Source organism: Desulfovibrio sp. SGI.133 (genome assembly GCF_050313955.1).
Classification (GTDB): domain Bacteria; phylum Desulfobacterota; class Desulfovibrionia; order Desulfovibrionales; family Desulfovibrionaceae; genus Desulfovibrio.
The window spans coordinates 17,912-38,787 of sequence record NZ_JBNPMK010000007.1 but is presented as its reverse complement, the minus strand read 5'-3'; the positions used below and the strand labels follow the sequence as shown (position 1 = coordinate 38,787).

The 20,876-nt window shown below is 64.6% G+C and carries 16 protein-coding genes and 1 other RNA gene; 5 read left to right on the top strand and 12 right to left on the bottom strand.

What is annotated here, in order from left to right:
• The first annotated feature begins 69 nt into the window (after positions 1-69).
• Complete coding sequence (locus tag ACQRBR_RS09325; RefSeq protein ID WP_303880719.1) at positions 70-867, top strand: amidohydrolase family protein; 798 nt, start codon at positions 70-72, stop codon at positions 865-867.
• A gap of 31 nt (positions 868-898) precedes the next feature.
• An RNA gene (gene ffs / locus ACQRBR_RS09320) (signal recognition particle sRNA small type) lies at positions 899-984 on the top strand.
• Between the two features lie 635 nt (positions 985-1,619).
• Here the strand turns inward: ffs and ACQRBR_RS09315 are convergent.
• From ACQRBR_RS09315 to ACQRBR_RS09270, 10 genes are all read right to left on the bottom strand, one after another.
• Entirely contained in the window at positions 1,620-2,999 is a 1,380-nt protein-coding gene (locus ACQRBR_RS09315) for a sigma-54-dependent transcriptional regulator (RefSeq protein WP_072334933.1), read from the bottom strand.
• Positions 3,000-3,177: 178 nt separating this feature from the next.
• Complete coding sequence (locus ACQRBR_RS09310) at positions 3,178-4,755, bottom strand: sensor histidine kinase (RefSeq protein WP_303880720.1); 1,578 nt, start codon at positions 4,753-4,755, stop codon at positions 3,178-3,180.
• Positions 4,756-4,827: 72 nt separating this feature from the next.
• Positions 4,828-6,168: a glucose-6-phosphate isomerase gene (locus ACQRBR_RS09305; protein WP_427812844.1), complete on the bottom strand. Its 1,341-nt coding sequence runs from the start codon at positions 6,166-6,168 to the stop codon at positions 4,828-4,830.
• Between the two features lie 105 nt (positions 6,169-6,273).
• Positions 6,274-6,627, bottom strand: a complete 354-nt coding sequence (locus ACQRBR_RS09300) for a hypothetical protein (RefSeq protein WP_168935149.1) — start codon at positions 6,625-6,627, stop codon at positions 6,274-6,276.
• Positions 6,628-6,639: 12 nt separating this feature from the next.
• Positions 6,640-7,152 carry a YchJ family protein gene (locus tag ACQRBR_RS09295; protein WP_040370146.1) on the bottom strand — a complete coding sequence of 171 codons (513 nt, stop codon included), beginning with the start codon at positions 7,150-7,152 and terminating at the stop codon, positions 6,640-6,642.
• A gap of 324 nt (positions 7,153-7,476) precedes the next feature.
• A complete protein-coding gene (locus ACQRBR_RS09290; protein WP_427812843.1) occupies positions 7,477-8,319 on the bottom strand; it encodes a hypothetical protein in 843 nt (280 codons plus the stop codon).
• Positions 8,320-8,429: 110 nt separating this feature from the next.
• Positions 8,430-8,744: a hypothetical protein gene (locus ACQRBR_RS09285; protein WP_278882004.1), complete on the bottom strand. Its 315-nt coding sequence runs from the start codon at positions 8,742-8,744 to the stop codon at positions 8,430-8,432.
• Between the two features lie 130 nt (positions 8,745-8,874).
• Positions 8,875-9,465, bottom strand: coding sequence for a DUF4881 domain-containing protein (locus ACQRBR_RS09280; protein ID WP_427812842.1), 591 nt, complete (start codon positions 9,463-9,465; stop codon positions 8,875-8,877).
• Positions 9,466-9,476: 11 nt separating this feature from the next.
• Positions 9,477-10,532 carry a sulfite exporter TauE/SafE family protein gene (locus tag ACQRBR_RS09275; RefSeq protein ID WP_168935154.1) on the bottom strand — a complete coding sequence of 352 codons (1,056 nt, stop codon included), beginning with the start codon at positions 10,530-10,532 and terminating at the stop codon, positions 9,477-9,479.
• Between the two features lie 18 nt (positions 10,533-10,550).
• Complete coding sequence (locus ACQRBR_RS09270) at positions 10,551-10,856, bottom strand: DVU0150 family protein (protein ID WP_168935155.1); 306 nt, start codon at positions 10,854-10,856, stop codon at positions 10,551-10,553.
• Between the two features lie 230 nt (positions 10,857-11,086).
• Between ACQRBR_RS09270 and ACQRBR_RS09265 the strand changes: the two genes are divergently transcribed.
• The 3 genes from ACQRBR_RS09265 to ACQRBR_RS09255 all read left to right on the top strand — a co-directional run bounded on the left by ACQRBR_RS09265 (position 11,087) and on the right by ACQRBR_RS09255 (position 17,784).
• A complete protein-coding gene (locus ACQRBR_RS09265; RefSeq protein ID WP_427812841.1) occupies positions 11,087-13,654 on the top strand; it encodes a sigma 54-interacting transcriptional regulator in 2,568 nt (855 codons plus the stop codon).
• 152 nt (positions 13,655-13,806) lie between these two features.
• Positions 13,807-16,377, top strand: a complete 2,571-nt coding sequence (locus tag ACQRBR_RS09260) for a PEP/pyruvate-binding domain-containing protein (protein WP_427812840.1) — start codon at positions 13,807-13,809, stop codon at positions 16,375-16,377.
• Between the two features lie 174 nt (positions 16,378-16,551).
• Positions 16,552-17,784, top strand: a complete 1,233-nt coding sequence (locus ACQRBR_RS09255; RefSeq protein WP_204625349.1) for an MFS transporter — start codon at positions 16,552-16,554, stop codon at positions 17,782-17,784.
• A 251-nt stretch (positions 17,785-18,035) separates the two neighbouring features.
• On the opposite strand, the gene ACQRBR_RS09250 is transcribed toward ACQRBR_RS09255, so the two are convergent.
• Both ACQRBR_RS09250 and ACQRBR_RS09245 read right to left on the bottom strand, forming a co-directional pair.
• On the bottom strand, positions 18,036-18,710 hold the full coding sequence (locus ACQRBR_RS09250) for a hypothetical protein (protein ID WP_427812839.1): 675 nt from the start codon (positions 18,708-18,710) through the stop codon (positions 18,036-18,038).
• A gap of 297 nt (positions 18,711-19,007) precedes the next feature.
• Positions 19,008-20,558 (bottom strand): hypothetical protein, encoded by a 1,551-nt coding sequence (locus ACQRBR_RS09245; protein ID WP_427812838.1) that lies wholly within the window; start codon positions 20,556-20,558, stop codon positions 19,008-19,010.
• Positions 20,559-20,876: the final 318 nt, after the last annotated feature.

Below are 20,876 nucleotides of genomic sequence, written 5' to 3'. Positions count from 1 at the left end.
CGGCATTTTCCCCGAAAGGAAACGGCAAGAGCTCAGGGACGCATCTTCCACAAGACATTCGAGCCCATCATGTTTTTCGACATCCACACCCACGCCTTCCATCCCAAGATCGCCCACAAGGCCGTGGATCACCTCAACACGGTCTATCACCTGGACTGCCGTGGTGACGGCACCATCGAGCACCTTCTGGAGCGTGAAAAGGCCGCCGGCATCGACAAATGCATCGTCCTCTGTGCGGCCACGGCCCCCGCGCAGGTCATCCCGGCCAACAACTACGCCATGAAGCTGCAGCGGGAACATGAGGAAGTCATCGGCTTCGGCACCCTGCACCCGGCCTATGTGGACTGGGAAGACGAACTGGAACGCATGAAGGCGGGCGGCCTGCGCGGCATCAAGCTCCATCCCGATTTCCAGGGCTTCGCGCTCAACGACCGCCGCCTGCTGCCCATCTTCGAGAGCGCCCAGGACGACTTCATCTTCGAGATCCACATCGGCAGCGACGATCCCCTGGAAAAGGCCCCTTCCAGCCCCTTCATGCTGGCGGACCTCATGCGCTCCTTCCCGCGCCTGCGGGTCATCGGTGCCCATTTCGGCGGCTATCAGATGTGGGATTACAGTCTGGAGGCCCTGGGCGACTTTGAGAACCTCTGGATAGATACCTCCAGCACCACGCCCTATGTGACGCCCTCGCTCCTGCAGCGACTGCTGGCGCGTCATTCCCCGGACAGACTGCTGTTCGGCACGGACTGGCCGCTTTATGATCCTGCCCACGAGCTGGAGCGCCTGCGTACCATGAGTGGCCTGAACGAAGACGCCATAGAGCGCATCCTCAGCAATGCGGGCCGCCTGCTGGGGATCGGGGCTTGACAGCAGCCCCCTTTTACGGCTAGCTTGCCTTCAAGCCGGACGGCGGCAGCACTGCCAACCCCGTCAGGTTCGAAAGAAAGCAGCGGTAACAGCCGCTGCCGGGTGTCCGGCCCACAAAAGCCGCGAGCGTGAAAACGTTCGCGGCTTTTTGCGTTTGCAGCACATGGCTGGGGGAAGGTACTTTTTGGAGATAAGGCCCCCTCATCTCTGCTGCCGATGCCCGTAACGCTCCTTCGTCGTTAACGGGCACGGCCCTTCTGGCCGCCATTCGGTCACTGCTCGCGCGAGCGGGGTCCCTCTTCCCCCAAGCCCCCATACCCTCCCCAGCGCGCTTTATAGAACGCCGGCGCCGGTACGTCACGAGATACGGCTTGATGGTCCTCTACCGAGCGGCATCAGGCCGAAGCGCCACGTCAGGCTCCCCGCCCTCTCCCGCCCCGGCTCTCTGCCCGGGCACACGCCTTCACGCCGCACGCCAAGTCACGGGAACAGCCTCCCAAGAGCCAGCACGAAGGGAAACAGCCTGTCCTGCAAGAAAAACATCCCGCATCCTCACGAAATACTCTCCCCGAACGACCTTCCCCAAAAACAAAAAGGCCCTGCCGGAGGACCGGCAAGGCCAACAAGATCTTCATGTCACGACAGCCGTCAGGGACCGAAATAAAAGGTTTTGGAAAGGTGGGGGGATCGGGGGGAGGGAGAACCTTTTCCCCGAAAAGGTTTCCCTCCCCCCGCAAACATCCTTCCCCACCCTAATGCCCGGTGATGGCGTATTTCTTGAGCTTGTACTGCAAAAGGCTCTTGGAGATGCCCAGCAGCTCGGCGGCCTTGACCTGCACCAGATCGGCGCGTACCAGCGCACGGCGGATGAGGGCGGCCTCGATCTTCTCCAGGGTATCGGCCAGATCCAGCTGCACGGGCAGCAGGTCCACGGCGCTCTTGAACTGCGAATCCTCGTCCCGGATCTCGGCGGGCAGGTTGTCCACGTCGATGACCGTACCAGGCACCAGCACCATGCAGGACTCCACCACGTTCTCCAGCTGGCGGATATTGCCGGGCCACTCGTAGCCGCTCAGATAGTTGAGGGCCTCGGTGGTGAACTTTTTGGCCGGCATGTCGTTCTCGCGCGCCACCTTGTCCATGAAGTGGGCCACCAGCAGCGGGATGTCCTCCCGGCGCTCGCGCAGGGCCGGCAGAGGGATCTGCACCACGTTCAGGCGGTAGTAGAGGTCATCGCGGAAGGTGCCCTTCTCCACCATGGCGGCCAGATCCTTGTTGGTGGCGGCCACCACGCGGATGTCCACCTCGATCTCCTCACCGCCGCCCACGCGCTCGAAACGGCGCTCCTGCAGCACACGCAGCAGCTTGACCTGCAGATCGGGCGTCAGCTCGGCGATCTCGTCCAAAAAGAGCGTACCGCCGTCGGCCTGCTCGAAACGGCCACGTCGCATGGCCACGGCACCGGTGAAGGAGCCTTTTTCATGGCCGAAGAGCTCGCTTTCCAGCACGCCGGGGTTGAGGGCCATGCAGTTGACCGAGACGAAGGGCTTTTCCTTGCGCGGACTGGCGTAATGAATGGCGCGGGCCACCAGTTCCTTGCCCGTGCCCGACTCGCCGGTGATGAGCACCGTGGAGCGGCTGGGCGCGGCACGGTCCACCATGACCAGCACATCGCGGATGGCGCGGCTGCGGCCCACGATCTGGTGCACGCTGTAGCGCTCTTCCATGGCTTCCTGCAACAGACGGTACTGACGATGGGCGCGGGCCAACTCCGTGGCATTGTGGATGGAGAGCAGCAGCTCGTCGTTGGAGAACGGCTTGGTGATGTAGTCGAAGGCCCCGTATTTCATGGCCTCCACGGCACTTTCGATGGAGCCGAAGGCCGTCATGATGAGCACCGGGATGTAGGGCCAGCTCTTCTTCACGTGCTGGAGCACCTCGCGCCCGGAGACCTTGGGCATCTTCATGTCCGTCACCACCACGTCCACTTCGCTCTCGGCCAGGAAAGCCAAGGCCGTCTCGGGGTCGCTGATGGCGGTGACGGTGTAGCCCTCATCCTCCAGCAGGGTCTGCAACACCAGCAGATAGTTTTTTTCGTCGTCGATGACCAGAATATGCGATTTATCACTCATGGTGTTTCTCCCGGTACAGGCGTGAGGCGGCTCCGATCAGACCCAGGACCGTATTGCCCGCAAAAAACTGCTTCTCTGCCCAGCATCCCGCCAACGGGAAGCGCTGTATGGCCAGCCTGCGACATCATTCCTGCCCAGGCTGCCCGCAGGCGGGAGGCGGCCTGGCGTGCGGGCCCGTCTAGCTCTCTTTGCCGGGCTCCGGCGTCCCGTTTTCCCTGTCAGCGGGCTGGGCGGCAGCCTCCCCGCTTTCCACGGCGGACTTGGCCTCCGCGACGGCAGCGGGCGCTTCAGGTTCCTCGGGCTGCTCAGGCTCAGCCGCAGGCAGCAGGATACGCACCAGGGCCCCGCCTTCGGGACCGTTGGCCAGCCGGATCTCGCCGCCGTGGCTGTTGATGATGGAACTGACGATGGGCAGGCCCAGGCCCGTACCGCCGTCCTTGGTGGTGAAGAAAGGATCCAGCACGCTGTCCAGCAGGGCCGGATCGAAACCCGGTCCCGAGTCCAGGGCCTCCAACACCACACGCCCGTCGTCGCTCAGACGGCTGCTGATGCGGATGATGCCCGGCCCGTCCATGGCCTGCTGGCCGTTGACCAGGATGTTGTAGATGGCCCGGTAGAGCAGATCCTTGTCACCGCGCACCCACAACCCCGGCGACGTGGCTCGCTCGATGGCCACGCCCACACGGCCCAGCTCCCCTTCCAGGAAGGCCAGCACCTGGCTCAGCACAAGATCCAGATCCACCAGATCCTGACGCGGCTGGCGGGGACGGGCATAATCCAGAAAATCGTTGACCGTCTGCGACAGGCGGACGGACTCGTCATAGATGGCCTGCAGGATGCGCGAGGTCCCGGCATCGGCCTTGCCCATACGGCGTTGCAGCAGCTCCGCACTGGAGCGGATGATGCCCAGCGGATTGCGTATCTCGTGGGCGATGCTGGCAATGACGCGGCCCATGCTGACCAGCTTCTCGTTGCTGTGCAGCTCGTTCTCCAGCTGGCGATTCTTGGCCATACGGTCGGCCAGGACGCGTTCCGCCCTCTGGATGAGCATCAGGAGCAAGGCGAACATGATGACCGACGACAGCAGGCAGGTCACCACCACCACGCCCTGGAAAAGCAAAATCTGCTCGTAATCACTGGTGATGTCCTGCGTCAGCTCCAGCGCCCCCATGATGGGCGGCTCCGCCCCCGGCTGGAGGGGCTCCCCGCGCAGGGGATAGAGGGTCTGCAAGACGAAGGTCCCCGACGGCAGGGGCAGGTGGAAGATGGCTCGCCAGTCCGGGATATTGGAGATCAGCTCCGGCTTGGGCACGCCGCCGCGCAGAGTGTTGTCCAGACTTTCCGGGCCCACGCCCATACGGCCCAGCTCTTCCTTGCTGGTGGAATAAGCCACCACGCGCGTGAAGTCATAGATGCGCAGGCGTTCCATGGGCAGCCCGTGGACCACGGACTGCACCACCTGATCAAGCCTGTCATACTGGCTGGGCTGGCGCAGGGCGATGCGGCCGTGGGCCAGCAGCGTGGGCAGGGCGAAACGCCGGTAGATCTGGTGGTTGAGGTTCTCGGCCAGCAGGCGGGAGAAGTTCTCCTGCCGTGTCAGCAGAGCCTCGCGCGCCGAATTGGCGATGAAAAACGACAGCACCAGACTGGTGGCCATGATGACCAGCAGCGAGAGCCAGGACAGCGTGCGGGCATAGCTCAGCGGCAGATCCTGATCTGCCGTCGCTCCCGTTGCGGCCGTACCACCTTTGAACATGCGATGCTCCAGTCTGCCGCCCACGGTCCGCAACAGGACAGGCCAAAGGTGCGGCAGGGAAAAACGGGGTCCCTAAAAGCTCTCGGGCTCCTGCGCCACAGCCAGGAATTCGGCCAGGTCGGCAGCCTCCCGGGGATAACCGGACGCCCCCAGACGGGTATTGGCCAGCCGCTTGCCCAGCTCCACAGCGGGCTGGTCCAGCGGATTGATGCCCATGAGCCAGCCGGTGAAGACCGTGGCCGCTTCCAGCAGCAGCATCATGCTGCCTGCGGCGCGGGGCGTACACTCGCCCATCTCCATGTGCAGCAAGGGCACGCCGCTCTTGCACAAGGCCATGCGCGTGCCCAGACCTTCGGCTTCCAGCAGGGCCCCGAAGGGCTTGCCGCGCAGCCAGCTCCAGTGGTCAGGCAGATCCTGGCCGAAATGCCGTCCCTGTTCCAGCCCCTTGGCGGTCACGAAGATGCAGCCCTTGTCACGCTGTCCGTCCAGGAACATCTGGTTGACGGAGTGCTGGTCCGTGACCCCGGTGGCGGGCACAGGCATGATGCCTTTGCCGTCCTTGCCCAGGCTCTCGGCCCAGAGCTGGGCGAACCAGGGGCCATAGGTGGCCCATTGCGGTACATAGCAAAAAAAGACCAGCTGGCTGTAGCCGTGGCTTTCCAGCGCATTGGCCCAGCAGGCCAGATGGAAGGCAGGATGCCCGGCAAGGCAGGACGGATCCTGGGCCAGCGGACGGGCCACAGCGGCCGCCCCGTCCAGCAGGGCCTGCCAGTCGATGCCCAAAAAGGCGGCGGGCAGCAGGCCCACGGCCGACAGGGCCGAATAGCGGCCGCCCAGATTGTCCGGCACTTCCAGCGAAGCAAGACCGTAGCGGGAGGCCTCCTCACGCAGAAAACCCTTGTGCAGGTCCGTGACCACGATCATGTGCTCATGCCAGCGCTCGCCCAAGGCCTTGCGCAGCCAGTCCCGGCAAAGGAAATACTGGGCAAGGGTCTCGATGGTGCCGCCGGACTTGCTGATGCAGACCACCGTAGTCTCCCTGGGCGGCAGCTTGGCCAGCCAGCTTTCGAAGGTGGCGGCGCAAACATTGTCCGCGATCCAGAGACAGGGGCCGTCATGGCAGGGGCCATCCTGCCCAGGCGCAAAGGCGCGCTGCAGGGCGCGGGCCCCCAGTGCGGAACCGCCGATGCCCAGCACCAGCATGTGGCGCCGCGCACGGACCCGGGGCAGCAGGGGCGGCAGTTCCCGCTCCAGACGCTCCCGGTACGGCATGGTCAGGAAAGGCAGCAAGCCTTGCGCGCATTCCGTCTCCAGACGGCGCGACAGCTCCGGCGCACGCGCGGCAAAGGCGGCGGCAGCGTCCCGCTGCAGGCGACCGGTATAGGCGCTGGACCATTCAAGCGTATGCATCATGGTGTCCTCCCCGTAGATGGGGCGTCTTCCTTAAGGGAAGCCAAAAGGACCGGCAGGGCCGGAAAGAGGCCCGGAGCGGCACCACGGTGGTGCCGCTCCGTGAGATCAAAACAGTTTCAGGGGTTTGGGGGCAAAAAAGCGCCGCCGCACCTCTTTGTAGGTCTGCGGTCGCACGCCGAAACGGTAGCGCCACAGCACGCAGTCCTCACGGGCGGCACACTGGCGCACGTCGGCACGGCTGCCGGCGCACATCATGCACTGCCCGCGGATGACGCGCAGGGCACGGCGCGGCGCATCCGGGCCATGCCATTCCGGGCGGCTGTCCGCCTCGATGGCGGCCATGCGCCAGCCCCACAGGGGACAGTCCTCATCCGCGCACTGACGCACGGAACGGGAGGAGTTGCCCTGACATTCAAGACAAAATTGCCGGATGGCGGCAACAGGGCCAGGATTGGCCATGGATCCCCCCGCCTAGGCCGATTCGCGGCCGCAGCACTTCTTGTACTTTTTGCCGCTGCCGCAAGGACAGGGATCGTTACGGCCCACCTTGGGCTCGGGGCGACGGTAAGCCTTGGGGCGACGGGCCACGCCGTCCACATAGTACAGCTTGCCGTCCTTGCGCTGGAAAAAGCTGCGTTCGCCGATCTGGCGCACGGAACCTTCCAGTTCGTAGTAGGCATAAAATTCGGCCGTATCGAAGAGCTCGCCGTTCTCGCCTTCGGGCTGGTCCTTTTCACAGGGGCCCATGTCCAGACGCAGCCAGTGGACGTCACGGGTCTGCTCTTCCAGCATCTGGGCGGTCAGGTCTTCGCGATAGGCGGGATGGGTGGTCTCCACCAGATAATCGAATTTGCCGAGGCAATAGGCGCTGAAGCGCGAGCGCACCATGGTGTCGGCATCGTCGGGCCAGGCCTTGCCTTCCAGGTAGGGACCACAACATTCGTCCAGAGGGCGGCCACTGCCGCAGGGACACAGTTCAGACATCTTGCAGTTACATCCTTGTTATGACAGCTGCCATGACAGGAGCCACGGCGCTTTGCAAGTGTAGCCCATGGCCGCCCCGGCGGCAAGCAGGACAGGCGGGGGACAGTGGAACGGGGCGCGTTACGGGGCATGGCGGTGTTCCCGCCCCGGCGGTCCCACTTCCAGAGACAGACGGACACCGGACATGCCCCTTCCCTTCCGAGGTGGGACATGCCGAAAAGTCCGGCGGCCGCATATTGCCGGCACGCGGCCGGAGCCTTCACAGGCGATGAAAAAGGGCCTCCCTGCCGGGAAGCCCTCCTTGCGATCTTTTGGAAAAAGAACTCAGTTGCGCGGTGCGGACAGACGCACGTAGCAGCTTTCCGGGACTTCGCCGTCGGGCAGTTCTTCGGCAGCCATCCGCAATTCCATGCAGGTAGCGGCCTTTTTCTCCAGCCTGGCCCGGCCCAGCAGTTGCCCACCGGCATCCACCACCTCGCACAGGGCCCCTTCGGCGGGGCCTTCCTTCTTGGAGCCCGAGCACCAGAGCATCAGGCTGCCGTCCTTCCGGGCCTCCGTGCGGAAAACTTCGCTGAACCCGGCGTACCAGAGCAACCTGACGATGCGCCGCCCGGACAAGAAGGAGAGCAGGCCCGGCACAATGCCGATACAGGCCAGGATGCCGGACAGCCAGAAGGGATTGAAACCCAGCAGGGCCACTGTCAGGGAGAGCGCTCCCTGACGCAGGCTGGCGGCGTCGCTCCAGACAGTGATCTCGTAGCGCTGTGTGGCGCTGGCCGGTGTGCCGCGCACCCGCACGCTCAGGGCGTAGGTACCGGGAGTGGCCCCCTGCTCCGCCACGATCTCGCCGCGCCACATGCCGTTACCGAACCAGTAGCTGGCAAAAAAGCCGTCCAGACGGAAGCTCAGCGGCGCGCCTTCCGGGGTCACGGAGACCAGCAGGTCGCTGTCGCGCGGCTTGTCGATGCCGATGGGGCCGGAAAGCATGGTCCCCTGCCCGGCAACGATATCCAGATGGTTGGATCCGGTACGCATGAGGGCCTGCAGACCGTCCACAAGAACGAGGACAGCCAGCCCCAGCACAAGAGCGGCCAGCAGACCTGTGCGGCGCTGGCGTTCTTTGAGGGCTGGCAGTGCCTGCCAGAAAGTATTGGAGGAAGCGTTCATAGGGGCAGTCTAGAGGAAGAGCGGCCTTCCGGCAAGCCCGCCGCCTCCGCTTCGGGCCCCGGCCCAAAGCGGCGGGGACGGAGGGCAGCGGGCTTTTCCGGAGGCGAATGTCAGCGAACGATCCCCAGGTGGTGCTGGGGCTGTTCCAGGACCCGCCAGTAGACCAGACTGGCGCCCTGCCGGGGCAGTTCGATGTAGGTGGCGCCTTCATCGGCGTAGACCTGGCGGATCTTGCGGATCAGGGCGAACGCCCCCATCCAGACAGGAATGGAGATGCCAAAGAACCAGAGGCAGAACGTGCTCATGGAGGACATGGGCGAACGGGAGGCCATGTACATGCCCAGGAAGACAGCGCCTATCATCACCACATTGGCAACAATGCGGACGATGCTGGAATACAGGGAACGCTTGTAGCTGCTGGTCATGACGGGCTCCTTGGCGGGAAGAAGGTCTGTTATCAAAAGACTGCCGGGAAAGGCTTTTCACGGCAGTCTCGTCTAGCAGGAGGGGTGGGGGGCGGAGGGCCGCCCCCCTGGTTGTGGATGCTGCTGTTGTTTACTTCTTGAAGATGTTGGTGCGGGTGATGTTCATGAACCGCAGGGCCTGATGCTTGGCATTTTCCTTGTAGTACATGCGGACTTCGTCACCGGCTTCCCAGGTGGCCGGGGGCAGGTCGATCTTGTCAGCGGGGATGGTGAAGGTCACCAGGGCCTGCAGGCGGGCCGAGTATTCGGTCACAGACATCTTGTCCTTGTCGATGATGGGGAAGGTCTTGCCCTGCACCTTGGGATGGGTGCGCTTGATGCCCTTCTCAACATCGGTGAACTGCACGTTCAGGACTTCCAGAGCCTTGGTCTCGGGGTTGTAGATGGTGACAGTGGACTTATCCAGGTCGAACATCACGCGGCCGCCGGGAACGGGCAGGGGGCCGATTTCAGCCGGATCGGCAGGCAGGGTATACTCATGGATGCCGCCGGAGTAGTGGGGATTCAGCTGGTCATGATTGACGTCCAGCACCACCAGCAGGGTTTTGGTTTCCGGATTGAAGGCCACGCAGCGGCCCTGTTCCACCTGGCCAAATTCGCACGCGGTCAGACCGAGGCTGAGAGCCAGTACCAGAGTCAGAATTACGTTACGCATTCTCATGTGCTGCCTCCTTACGCCTGGCGCTTCTTGGCGGCCAGTTCAGCCTTGGCGCCCTGAACCATACGGACGGTGATGTAGAGGGAGATGGCGCTCACGAAGCCCAGAACCACCACGGTAGCCACGCCGTTGATGAAGCCGGCATAGGCGGGGAAGTAGGGCTGGATGAGCTTCAGGACCACGGAAGCGAGGCAGCCGATGACGGCGCAGCCGAAGGCGATACGGATGCCGTAACCCTTGATGTACTTGGTGGCGACAGCACCGATCTGGGCACCGATGGCGGCACCGACCAGCATGATGAGGGCGGCCACGAGTTCAGTACGCCCCTTGAAGGTGAAGGAAGCGGCGCCGTACAGGCCGGAGATGGCCACTTCGAAGAGGTCCGTACCCACGGCCACGTGGGTGGGGCAACCGACCAGGTACACCAGGGCGGGCATGCGGATCAGACCGCCGCCGATGCCGAGGATACCGGCCAGCCAGCCAGTGAACAGGGAGACCGCGATGGGCAGCCAGGCGGAGCAGTAGATACCGGCGCCGTGGAAGTGCACCATGGGGGGAATGCGGATGGCGTGCAGCTTGGAGGCCCAGTCGATACCGGTGGCGGTAGCGGAGAGCTCTTCACCGCGGGCGGCGGCTTCGCGTTCCTTCTTCTTGCGCAGGGCCACGTCATGGAAGACCATCCAGGCCATGCAGATCAGCAGCACGACGTACAGCCAGCGCACGACCTTGTCGACGGAACCCAGGCGTTCCAGCCACATCAGCATCTGGGCGCCCAGTTCCACGCCCACGATGGTACCGACCAGCATGGTCAGGCCGAGCTTGTAGTCAACGTTGCCGAACTTGCCGTGCCGCAGGGTCGAGATCAGGGATTTGCCGGCCATGTGGGCAACGTCCGTGCCCACGGCGAAGGCCATGGGGAAGCCGAGGATGTTCAGACCGGGGGTAACCATCCAGGCACCGCCCATACCAAAGAAACCACCGATGATGCCGACGCCGAGACCCAGAATGATCAGACCGGGCCAGAAAATCGTCACGCCGGAGATGGGCATCAAAACATACAACCAATCCATGTTTTCCTCCCTTCCGGCCTAGTGTTCAGCCAGCTCGCGGTGCTTGAGGTCGATACCGATGTGCGACATCACAACGTCGGCCAGGAAGCCGAAGATGCAGCCGACCGTCGGGATGATGATGATGGTCAGGATGGTGAAGTACAGATGACTGTCATTGTACATCTGCGCCCACCACAGCATGATACCGTCCAGGCGGCGGGTATCGGCCACGATGACCACGTTTGCCGCCGCCTTCTTGGCTGCCAGGGCCAGGGAAGGCATCATGACCAGCAGCATGACGAAGCTGCCCGCAATAGCTGTCCAGAGCTTGCGCATCATTTTCATGTTCTCCTCCGGGTCTTGGGGTTGTTACATCCAGATCCTGCGTCCCACGGCAGGACCATTCGTCCCAAACTTCACATGCTCGTTTTAAGCAACACCCGTGCCAATTTCGCTAAAAAACCCGAAAATCCTTGATTACCAACACTGCCAAGCGTTTTTCCTCTTGCGCAAACTGCGCATTGCGGATAGATTTTCAGGAAAGTTGCACGTTTTTTGCGTTATCGGGAGGACGTATGCGCATCTGGACCAGACCCGTCCTGGGAAATTCGCTGGAAACCACCCGGTTCTTCGTCAACCGCAGCATGACAAGCCGGGTGCTTTTGCTCGGTTTACCGCTTTTGACGCTGGTTTTATTACTTGTTTTCCTCGCAACGGGACGCAGTATCGAAGCCATGGTCAATCGCGCAATAGCCCGCAATGCCCAGTTGCATGCCCAGGCCATGAGCCTTTCGCTTGAGCAAATTCTCACAGAGACCCGAAACCAGCTCCTCATCCTGGCCGCGGGTTCCATGGAGCCCAAGGACATGGTACGGCGTCTCCAGTTCCGCGTGCGTGCCGAGGGCCTGCGCTATCGCGAGGTGGCCTTCATGGGCACGGATCCCTCCCAGCGCTATCTGCTGCTCAGCTACGGGGGCGAGATCATCTCCATCCCTCCCGATATCGCCTCCGCCACCGTGGGCAACCCCTTCACCAGCCTGAGCGCGGCCCAGCGGCCCGGCCATGTGCAGGTCAGCCAGCCCCTGGAAGTGGTCTATTCCATGGTCCCGCTCAACGATTCCGTGCAAAGCATCCCCCTTTACGTCATCCGCTTCTCCACGCCCATCTACGACAGCCAGGGCGTCTTTCAGGGCATGCTCATCCTTTCTCTGGACCTGACCGTCCTGCGCGACGCCATCAGCATGTTCTCGTCGTCGTCCGCTCCCCTGCGCACCGCCGACGACGAGACCCGCATCCGCAGCATCTTTTTCGACAACCAGGGCTGGATGCTCTTCCAGTCCGAGAATCTGGAGGCGGACGATGCCAGCGGCCGCCTCAACAGCGACTCGCTGCGCGCCGGCTTCCAGGGCGAGTTCGGCCGCGCCGGCTTCAGCACCGCCTTCCGGCCAGGCTCCAACCACGTCAATTACTGGTCCATGGTCTCCAACGTCCAGAGCGGGCATTCCGGCCAGATCTTCCTGGACAACGGCGATGCCTGGGGCCATGGGGACAACGCCGTGGAAGGCGTCAGCTTCGCGCCCGTCACCTTTACCGCCAACCCGGACAGCCCGCACACCATCGTAGGCGGCCTGGCCGTGCTGGACACCAGCTTCACCGCCACCCGCACCGGCATCCAGATCATCGGCATCTACGGCATCTGCCTGCTGGCCGGCATCTGCCTGCTGGGCCTGGGCCTGGCCTGGCTGGCACGCGGCACCACCAAGCGCCTGCGCCGCCTGTCCAATGAAGTGAACATGCGCATCGACAGCCACAGCTCCAACCCGCTGGTGCTGCCCCCCATGCCCCGCGAGCTCGAACAGCTCAAGGATGCCATCAACGCGTTGCTCCACCGCCTGCGCCGCAGCGAGGAGGAACAGCTCAACCAGCAGCTCATGCAGGATGCCCGCTGGGCCCGCGAACCGGCCGAGAACATGCCGGAGCTGGACGACATCCCCGAAAACGGCCTTGTGGGCACCTCTGCCGCCATGCAGGACCTGCGCGCCAACATCCTCAAGGCCGCGCCCACCATGGCCGACGTCCTCGTCATCGGCGAGACGGGCACCGGCAAGGAGCTGGTCTCGGCGGCCATCCACCAGGCCAGCCCCCGGGCCAACGGCCCCTTCATCACCATCAACTGCGGTGCCCTGGACGAGAACCTGCTCATGGATACCCTGTTCGGCCACGTCAAGGGCGCCTTTACCGAGGCGCGCCAGCCCCGCAAGGGCGCCTTCCTCACGGCCGAGGGCGGCACCCTGATGCTGGACGAGATCGGCAACGCGGCCCCCAAGGTCCAGCAGGCCCTGCTGCGGGCGCTCTCCACCCGCATGATCCGTCCGCTGGGCAGCGACGAGGATGTGCCCTTCGATACCCGCATCATCGCCGCCACCAACGCGGAGCTGTTGCAGGACGCCCAGGAAGGCTCCTTCCGCGAGGACCTCTATTACCGCCTGGCCGTCATCACCATCCGCACGCCTCCCTTGCGCCGCCGCAAATCCGACCTGCCCCTGCTGGCCGTCTTCTTCCTGACCCGGGCCGCGGAATCCCAGGGCCTGCCCACACCGCGCCTCAGCCGCGGCGCCCTGCGCAAGCTCCAGGAATACCACTGGCCGGGCAACGTGCGCGAGCTGCAGAACTGCCTGACCCGGGCCCTCGCTTTTTGCGAAAATGGCCTCATTTTTGCAGAAAACATCCAGTTGGGACCGGATACCCTTCCCGGAGACATTGCGCGACCGGAACGCGGCAAGCTTTCCTGCCCGCCCGCGCGGGCCGACAGCAGGCAGTCCCACAGCGAGGCTACGGAAAAGACAGAAAATCCTGTTGCCCAGCCCGTTCCGGCCGAAAGCGAGAATCAGGGCGTGATGCCCGTTGCAGAAGATGCCCCGCCGCGCCTCAATGCCCGCCTTGCCCGGCTGCTGCCCCAGATCGTGGAGCTCGGCAGCATCAGCCGGCAGGAATATCAGGACATGGCAGGCAAGGACATCTCCATGCGTACCGCCCAGTATGACTTGCAGATCCTGGTCCGCCTGGGCCTTGTCCGCAAGGAAGGACGCGGCCCGGCCCAACGCTATATAGTGTTGCCGGCAGCACGCGGGTTCCGCGCCTGAGGCAGCCCTTCCGTGACATGACGGCAAGACGGTATGACCGCCTGCCGGATACCGGACGGTCTGCCCCGGGCGGCCACGGCCTCCAGGAACAGGCCGTACGTACCTGCGCCGTCTGCCTTCCAGCCCTGCCGGGGGAAGCAAAAGGAAGTTCCATGATCACGACCATCAAGATCCTCAAACGCATGTTTGGCCTGGAGCCGCGCATCAGCCGCGAGCAGGCCATGGCCGCTTTCGGCCGCCGCTACGCCTCCTTCAACGAGCTGCTCCAGTCCAATGCGGACCTGGCCGCCATCCTGGCCAAACTGGACGCGGCCCAGCGGGGCGACAAACATCTGGAGACCCATCAGGTCCGGCGCATCGCCCGCAAGGCGGTCTTCCACTGCGAACGCATGACGGCCTGCCTCAACGACATGTCGCGCAACCGCTACAAGGATCTGGAAAAAAGCGTGGCTGCCATCGGGCAGCACATTGAGAACGAGCTGGAAAAGCATACCCGCGGCGACGTCAACGCGCTCATCCTGCCCCTGACGGAAGTGGACGCCAGCATGGGCTACAGCGTGGGCGGCAAAAACGCCAACCTGGGCGAACTGAGCAACATGCTGGACATGCCCGTGCCCCCCGGCTTCGCGGTCACCATCCAGGCCAGCAGCCTGGCTCTGTTGCGCCCCAGCGGCCTGTTCAAAAAGATCCACAGCACCTTGTGCAAGGTGGACGCCGACGTGCCCCACAGCCTGCAGGACGCGGCCCGCACCGTGCAGAACCTGATTCTGGAGGCCCCCCTGCCCGAAGAAGTGGAAAAAGCCCTGTTCGACGGCTGGGACGAAGCTTTCGGCAAGGACAGCCAGGTACAGGCCGCCCTGCGCTCCAGTGCCGTGGACGAGGACGGGGTGCAGTCCTTTGCCGGCCAGTACCTGAGCATCCTCGGCGTCACGCGCGAGAGCCTGCCCATGGCCTTCAAGCGCGTGCTGGCCAGTCTGTTTTCGCCCCGTGCCCTGGCCTACCGCGCCCGCAACGGCTACCCGCTGGACGCCACCAGCATGGGTATGTGCTGTCTTAAGATGGTGCAGGCCAAGGCGGCCGGCGTGGCGTTTTCCCGGCATCCCGTGGACCTGCGCTCCAACTGCGTCATGATCCAGGGCACCTGGGGCCTGGGCGAGATGGTGGTGGACGGCACGGCCACCCCGGACAACTGGCTGGTCTCGCGCGCCAACCTGCGCATCCAGCAGGAGACCATCGCCCACAAGGAGGTCCGCCTCGTGCTGGCTCCCGGACGCCACGGCGTGGAGAGCAAGGAAGAGGATGTGCCCGAAAGCCTGCGCAACGTGCCCAGCCTGTCGCATGAACAGGCGCAGCAGCTGGCCTCCATGGCGCTGGAACTGGAACGCCATTACCAGTATCCGCAGGACGTGGAATGGGCCGTGGACGAAGATGACCAGATCATCCTGCTCCAGACCCGGCCCATGGGTCTGGACGCCTCGGTCAGCGAAGTGACGGCCCCGGCGCTCTCACACTTGCGCCCCCTGCTCAGCGGCGGCGAAGTGGCGGCCAAGGGCGTGGGCTGCGGCCCCGTCATCCATGTGCAGCCCTCGCAGGACCTTACCCACTTCCCCGAAGGCGCGGTCATGCTCCTGCAGCACACCTCGCCCGATGCCATGGTGGCCATGCAGCGTGCCTCGGCCATCATCGCCGAGACAGGCAGCCTTACCGGTCACATGGCGTCCGTCTGCCGTGAATTCGGCATGCCCACGGTCATCAACCTGCCCGGTGCCACCAGTTTGCTGGAAGAAGGCGAGGTCGTCACCGTGGACGCCATCGGCGGACGCGTGTTCAAGGGCGAGATCCCCGAGCTGCTGGCCCTGCGCCTGCAACCCCGCCGTCCCGCCGCGGACACCCCGGCCCTGATCCTGCTGCGCCGCATCGCCAGCTACATCATGCCCCTGCATCTGGTGGACCCGCACTCCGAGCTCTTCAGCCCGGCCAACTGCACCTCGCTGCACGACGTCATGCGTTATGCCCATGAAAAAAGCTACAGCGAGATGTTCCTCATCTCCGACAGCGTCACCGAGGGCAGCATGGGCGCGGCCAGCCAGCTGGTCTGCCCGGTACCGCTGGACCTGTACGTCATCGACCTCGGCGGCGGCCTCAAGAATCCCGAATCCCGCCGCGTCACGCCCGAGGACGTCATCAGCGAGCCCTTCGCCGAAGTGCTGTCCGGCATGCTCAATCCTGCCGTCCAGGCCCGTGGCCCCCGCCCCATCAACATGCGCGGCTTCCTGTCGGTCATGAGCCAGAACATGAGCGGCGGCAACCAGCAGGGCGGCCAGCGTTTCGGCGACCGCAGCTACGCCATCGTCTCGGACCGTTACGTGAACTTCTCCTCGCGCGTGGGCTACCACTACGCCATCCTGGACAGCTGGTGCGGCGAGACCCTGAGCAAGAACTACATCCGCTTCGAATTCGCCGGTGGTGCGGCCGGCAGCGTGCAGCGCGAACGGCGCGTGCGCTGCATCGGGGTCATCCTGACGGAACTGGGCTTTACTGTAGAAATCGTAGGCGACCGTATCCGCGCCCGCTACCAGAAGTACCCCCGGCTGGACGTTCTCTCGCGCCTGGACCAGCTGGGCCGCCTGCTCATCATGACCCGCCAGATGGACATGCTCATGACCTCCGATGCGGCCGTACACGGCTATGCCATGAAATTCCTCAACGGCGAATATCATTGATCCCCGGCAGAGGATCGTATCCTGTCATGGAAGCCCCTCCCCCGCGGAGGGGCTTTCCTGTTTCTCTCTCTTTCGGCGGAGTAGCCACTTTTTTGCGCGGATCGGGTTGCGGACGCAACCAAATAGCCTTAGATTGTCTCGTCTCCCTCTTCCTTTTCAGCAAGGCGGTCTCCCATGCTCCCTACGCTGCCCGAAAACGAAAAAAAACAGACGCTCTTCAGCCGCGACTTCATCCTGCTTTTCTGCATGGCCATGTGCAACAACAGCTATATGGCCGTCTTCTACTGCTTCGAACAATGGCTGGAAGGCTTGCAGGTCAGCCCCAACTGGCGCGGCATCCTGCTCTCGGCCCTGTTCGCCATGGTCTTGCTCTGGCGGCCCCTGGCCAGCATCGTGCTGCTCTCGCGCAGCAAGCTGCCTGCCCTGCTGGTCACCATCTGCCTTTCCAGCTGCATCATGCTGGCCTATCCTTTCATCCACGGGCCCGACAGCATCTGGTTGATCCTGGGCCTGCGCATCGCCCAGGGCATCTCGCTGGCGGTCTACTCCAGCTGTGTGGTGGCCGTGCTTGTCAGCTGCATCCCCAAGGGCCAGAGCGCCCGGGGCTTCGCCATCTTTTCCCTGACCACCCTGCTGCCCTATTCCATCATCCCGGCCGTGGGCGAGCAGATCCTGCCCCTGCTGGGCGGTGAGCCCCGCCTGTTCGCCCTCATGGCCGTGCTGGCCATCCCGGCCCTGTGCATGCTCGTGCCCCTGGCCCCCAAGCTGCGCAAGCCCGAGATCTCCGCCGATACGGCCAAGAACCAGATGACGCCGCGCGCCATCCTCTATTCCATGACCCATTCCGGTCTGGGCTGCATCTATCTGGCCTGTCTTTCCTTCAGCATCATGACGGCCCTGGCCATCTACTTCATGAAGGGCCTGTGCGTGACCACCGGCGCCACCCCGGCCATGTTCTTCATGGGCTACACCACCACCATCATTCTGGTGCGTCTGTTCGGCGGCCATGTGCTGGATACCCTGCCCCGCTACCGTATCGTGCCCCTGTGCGCCGTGGCCCTGGCCATCAGCATGACCGGCCTGGCCTGGGGTCCCCTCTGGGCCTTCCTGCCCCTGACCATCCTGTACGGTATCGGCCTGGGCCTGCTCTATCCCCTGCTGGCGGCCACCATCTACGACCGCTCCACGGACGCCACGCGTTCCATCAACTCCAACGTGATGATGCTCACCTTCGATGCCAGCGGCATGCTGGGCCCCCTGCTGGGCGGTGCCGTGATCCATGCCGGTTTCGGCTACCGGGGCGTCTTCATGGCGGCGGCCTTCATGGTGCTGTGCAGCGGCGGCTTCATGGTCCTCGACCGCCTGCGTCTGGCCCTCTGGGACCGCAGGGAACAGCGGAAGCACTGATCCCCTGCTGCCCCGCCTGCCTGCCGGAAAGGAGGCGCGCCAGTACGTTTTCCCGCCAAAACACAGAAAACCACCCGGTAGAACGGGTGGTTTTCTCTTTTGTCTTTAAAAAAGGAAGGGAGTTCGGCCCTTACGGGCCTTCCGGGAGGAGGAACGAACTTGCCCGCGCCGCAGCAGGACGGGGTCTGTTCCTCTGCCGTCTCGTGGACGCTGATGGATTCCAGACCGGGACCGCACGCGGCTCAGGCCGCCTAGCTCTCCAACGCCTGGGCTTCCTTGCCCAGGATGACGAACAGCTGGCGCAGGTTCTCCACAGCCACCACACGCGGGCTGCCCCCGGCATCGCTCACCCGCGCACGCACGGCATAGCTGTTGCCGTTGCCATGGTCACGCAGCACGAAGGGCACGATCCAGTCCTTGCCCTGACGCACGGGCGTGCCCACATTGCGGATCTCCTTGCGGCCCATGGACACGGATTCGAACAGGGGCGCCACCCAGCCTTCCGTCCGGTAGCCCTGCACGCTCTTGCCGGCAAAAGCCCCGGAAGCGATGCCATTGTGCACGAAGGCCCGGGCTTCGGAGACCAGCAGCTTGCGCACGCCCAGGCCGTTGTCCTCGGCCATGGCGGCCCCGGAGAACATCAGGGCCAGCATGGGCGGCAGCAGGGAAGAATTCTCCGGCTTGGCGGCCTCCTTCATAAACAGATCCACGGCCTCATTGAGGATGGCATCCATATCCACGAGCTGCTCGAAGCAGGCCGCATCCGCATTGTCCACGGCCCCGCCCGCCTCCACCACGCAGGCCCGGGCCGCATCGGACGAAAGGGCGCGGGCTCCGGCAGGCCAGAGGCACAGGCAGCACAAAAGCAGCGCACAGCACAGGATACTGCCGCGGCAAAACATGTCTTTGATGACTACAGCGCGCATGGCACGCCTCCTTGCGGGCACGGGCCCGCCGTTAGAACCGGGACATCCCGGCAGACCGGGAGAAGGAGCTGTCATGGCTCCCTTGCCCGGCGTGTGAAAAAGGGGAGTCGCCCGAAGGCACTCCCCCTCTTTGCCTTGAAATGTGAAAATCGTGAAACTGACGGAACTCCGGCCGGATCCGGCCTGCCTCGAAAGGCCATCCTTCCCGCATGGCCGTATGACCGGGCGCGGTTGCCATACCGCCCTGCCTCCGCCCTTCCCGTTCCTGCTTGCGGGAACGGGCCGGACGTCGTCTCTCTAACGGGACGGGGCCGGTGCGGGCAGCACGGGACCGCCGACCGAAGCGCCCCCCGTTGCCGGGGGCTGGGCCGCGGGCACGGGCACGGTCGCGGGCGCCGCAGGTGTTTGCGGGGCCGCGAGGGCCGGAGGCGTGACCGTCCCGCCGACGGCAGGCCCCTGCGCGGGCAGGGCCGCCGGAGCAGTCCCTTGCGAAGCTGCCGCCGGTGCCGCCACCGGAGCGGTCGGGGCAACAGGCGCGCTCCCGCCGGCCGCAGCCGGAAGTGCCGGAGCTGTCGCCGGACGGGGCCGGGCCTGCTTGGGACCGGGCCGCAGGGGCACATCATTGATAACAGGGGCCGCAGGCTGTTCCGCAGCCGCCTTACCGCTGGCTATCCGGGTACAACGGCCCGCCATGTCACGCAACGCGGCGGAACCGGCGTGGACGGTGGCCAGGGCCTTGCTGTCCTGCTGCAGGCGGCGGCCCACCCACTGGGCCACGAACAGCAGGCTGTCGTCATCCAGGGCGGCACCGGCATGACGGCGGATGTCGCCCACCAAAGCATGCTGGGCCGCCGTGCGGGCATCCATGGCCTGACGGTAACGGCCCGTGATGTCGTCCACCCGCAGCTGGGCCGTGGCGATGGCGGCGGCATCGTTGCGCTGCCGGGCCTCATCCAGCTCGAATACCGTACTGGCCATGCGGCTGTAGATGTCCAGCGATTCCTGCAATAAGCGCTCGCTCTCGGCCAGCCGCGCACCCAGATCCGGGACGGCGGCCACGCCATCCAGGGCAGCGGCCCAGGCGTTCAAACGCCCGGCAAGGGCCATGTGCAGCTGGCGCTTTTGCAGGTCGCTCCAGTTGCGTTCCGTGCACTGGCGGTCAAGGCTGTCCAGGAAGCGGTCGGCATAGATGGTGTACAGGCTGCGCAGCATGTCGGGATGGAAGGCATAGCGCAGCACTGCGGCGCGGCTGCCGCCGGCCAGGCCCGTCAGCTTGACGCCGTAGCGCTGGTTGAGGGACGGCAGGCTCAGATCGAGACCGCTGCCCTGGAAACGTTCCAGCACATGTCCGGCAAGGTCATCCACGAAAGCGGGCTGCACACGGCTGTCCGCAGGGTACTGGCGCTTTTGCGCCTCCTGCCCTGCGGGGACGGGCGCGACGGCCCCGGGCGACACGAAGTCCGTCCGGACCAGGGCACTGACCGTCCCCTGTACCGTGGGACCGGCCAGCGTGCCCGGCTCCGTGGCGGGCGTGGCCACCGACGGCGGGGGCGGGGGAGGCGTCTCGCGCAGCAGGTTCATAAGGGGCGCCAGGGCCGTGCCTTCCAGCTTCGCATCCAGCCAGGTCACGGCGTCCTTGCGCCAGGCATCGCGGGTGGCATCGTCACGGGTCAACCACACGGCGGCTCCGGCCACCAGCAAAAGGGCCAGCAGGGCCAGACAGCCCAGCTTGTGTCCGCCGCGTGACGTCCTGGGGGCGGGCAGATCATCCAGCCGTCCGCCGGACGGGGACGCGGAGGCGGGGGTAGCGAACCGGTTTTGCGCCGGTGCTTTGGTTTCCAGTTTCATGCAGGACCTCCGGGCGGCGGGAAGGCACGCCCATAAAAACTCGCTGCCGACGGTACGGCAGGCTGTGGGCATGCTAGCATCCCGGCACACGGCTGTGAAGGCATTTTGCGCTGCCCTCCCCGCCGCTTCCCGGCGGGCCCGATGCGCGTTGGGCCCCTGCATGGCCCGAAGTTTTTGTTCCTGGAGAATGCGCTCAGGCCGTCCCGGGGGACAGGCTGAAACAAGAATCGTGCCAACTACCTGTTTTTCCGAAAAAACACTTCCTTCCCCGGCAGGCATGGACGCCCCGGCAGCCGCACCGGCAGCGGAAAAAAAGCA

What these genes read in the sequence shown, in the direction of transcription:
- ACQRBR_RS09325 (WP_303880719.1), top strand. Translation starts at nt 70, where the DNA reads ATGTTTTTCGACATCCACACCCACGCCTTCCATCCCAAGATCGCCCAC.
- ACQRBR_RS09315 (WP_072334933.1), bottom strand. Translation starts at nt 2,999, where the DNA reads ATGAGTGATAAATCGCATATTCTGGTCATCGACGACGAAAAAAACTAT.
- ACQRBR_RS09310 (WP_303880720.1), bottom strand. Translation starts at nt 4,755, where the DNA reads ATGTTCAAAGGTGGTACGGCCGCAACGGGAGCGACGGCAGATCAGGAT.
- ACQRBR_RS09305 (WP_427812844.1), bottom strand. Translation starts at nt 6,168, where the DNA reads ATGATGCATACGCTTGAATGGTCCAGCGCCTATACCGGTCGCCTGCAG.
- ACQRBR_RS09300 (WP_168935149.1), bottom strand. Translation starts at nt 6,627, where the DNA reads ATGGCCAATCCTGGCCCTGTTGCCGCCATCCGGCAATTTTGTCTTGAA.
- ACQRBR_RS09295 (WP_040370146.1), bottom strand. Translation starts at nt 7,152, where the DNA reads ATGTCTGAACTGTGTCCCTGCGGCAGTGGCCGCCCTCTGGACGAATGT.
- ACQRBR_RS09290 (WP_427812843.1), bottom strand. Translation starts at nt 8,319, where the DNA reads ATGAACGCTTCCTCCAATACTTTCTGGCAGGCACTGCCAGCCCTCAAA.
- ACQRBR_RS09285 (WP_278882004.1), bottom strand. Translation starts at nt 8,744, where the DNA reads ATGACCAGCAGCTACAAGCGTTCCCTGTATTCCAGCATCGTCCGCATT.
- ACQRBR_RS09280 (WP_427812842.1), bottom strand. Translation starts at nt 9,465, where the DNA reads ATGAGAATGCGTAACGTAATTCTGACTCTGGTACTGGCTCTCAGCCTC.
- ACQRBR_RS09275 (WP_168935154.1), bottom strand. Translation starts at nt 10,532, where the DNA reads ATGGATTGGTTGTATGTTTTGATGCCCATCTCCGGCGTGACGATTTTC.
- ACQRBR_RS09270 (WP_168935155.1), bottom strand. Translation starts at nt 10,856, where the DNA reads ATGAAAATGATGCGCAAGCTCTGGACAGCTATTGCGGGCAGCTTCGTC.
- ACQRBR_RS09265 (WP_427812841.1), top strand. Translation starts at nt 11,087, where the DNA reads ATGCGCATCTGGACCAGACCCGTCCTGGGAAATTCGCTGGAAACCACC.
- ACQRBR_RS09260 (WP_427812840.1), top strand. Translation starts at nt 13,807, where the DNA reads ATGATCACGACCATCAAGATCCTCAAACGCATGTTTGGCCTGGAGCCG.
- ACQRBR_RS09255 (WP_204625349.1), top strand. Translation starts at nt 16,552, where the DNA reads ATGCTCCCTACGCTGCCCGAAAACGAAAAAAAACAGACGCTCTTCAGC.
- ACQRBR_RS09250 (WP_427812839.1), bottom strand. Translation starts at nt 18,710, where the DNA reads ATGCGCGCTGTAGTCATCAAAGACATGTTTTGCCGCGGCAGTATCCTG.
- ACQRBR_RS09245 (WP_427812838.1), bottom strand. Translation starts at nt 20,558, where the DNA reads ATGAAACTGGAAACCAAAGCACCGGCGCAAAACCGGTTCGCTACCCCC.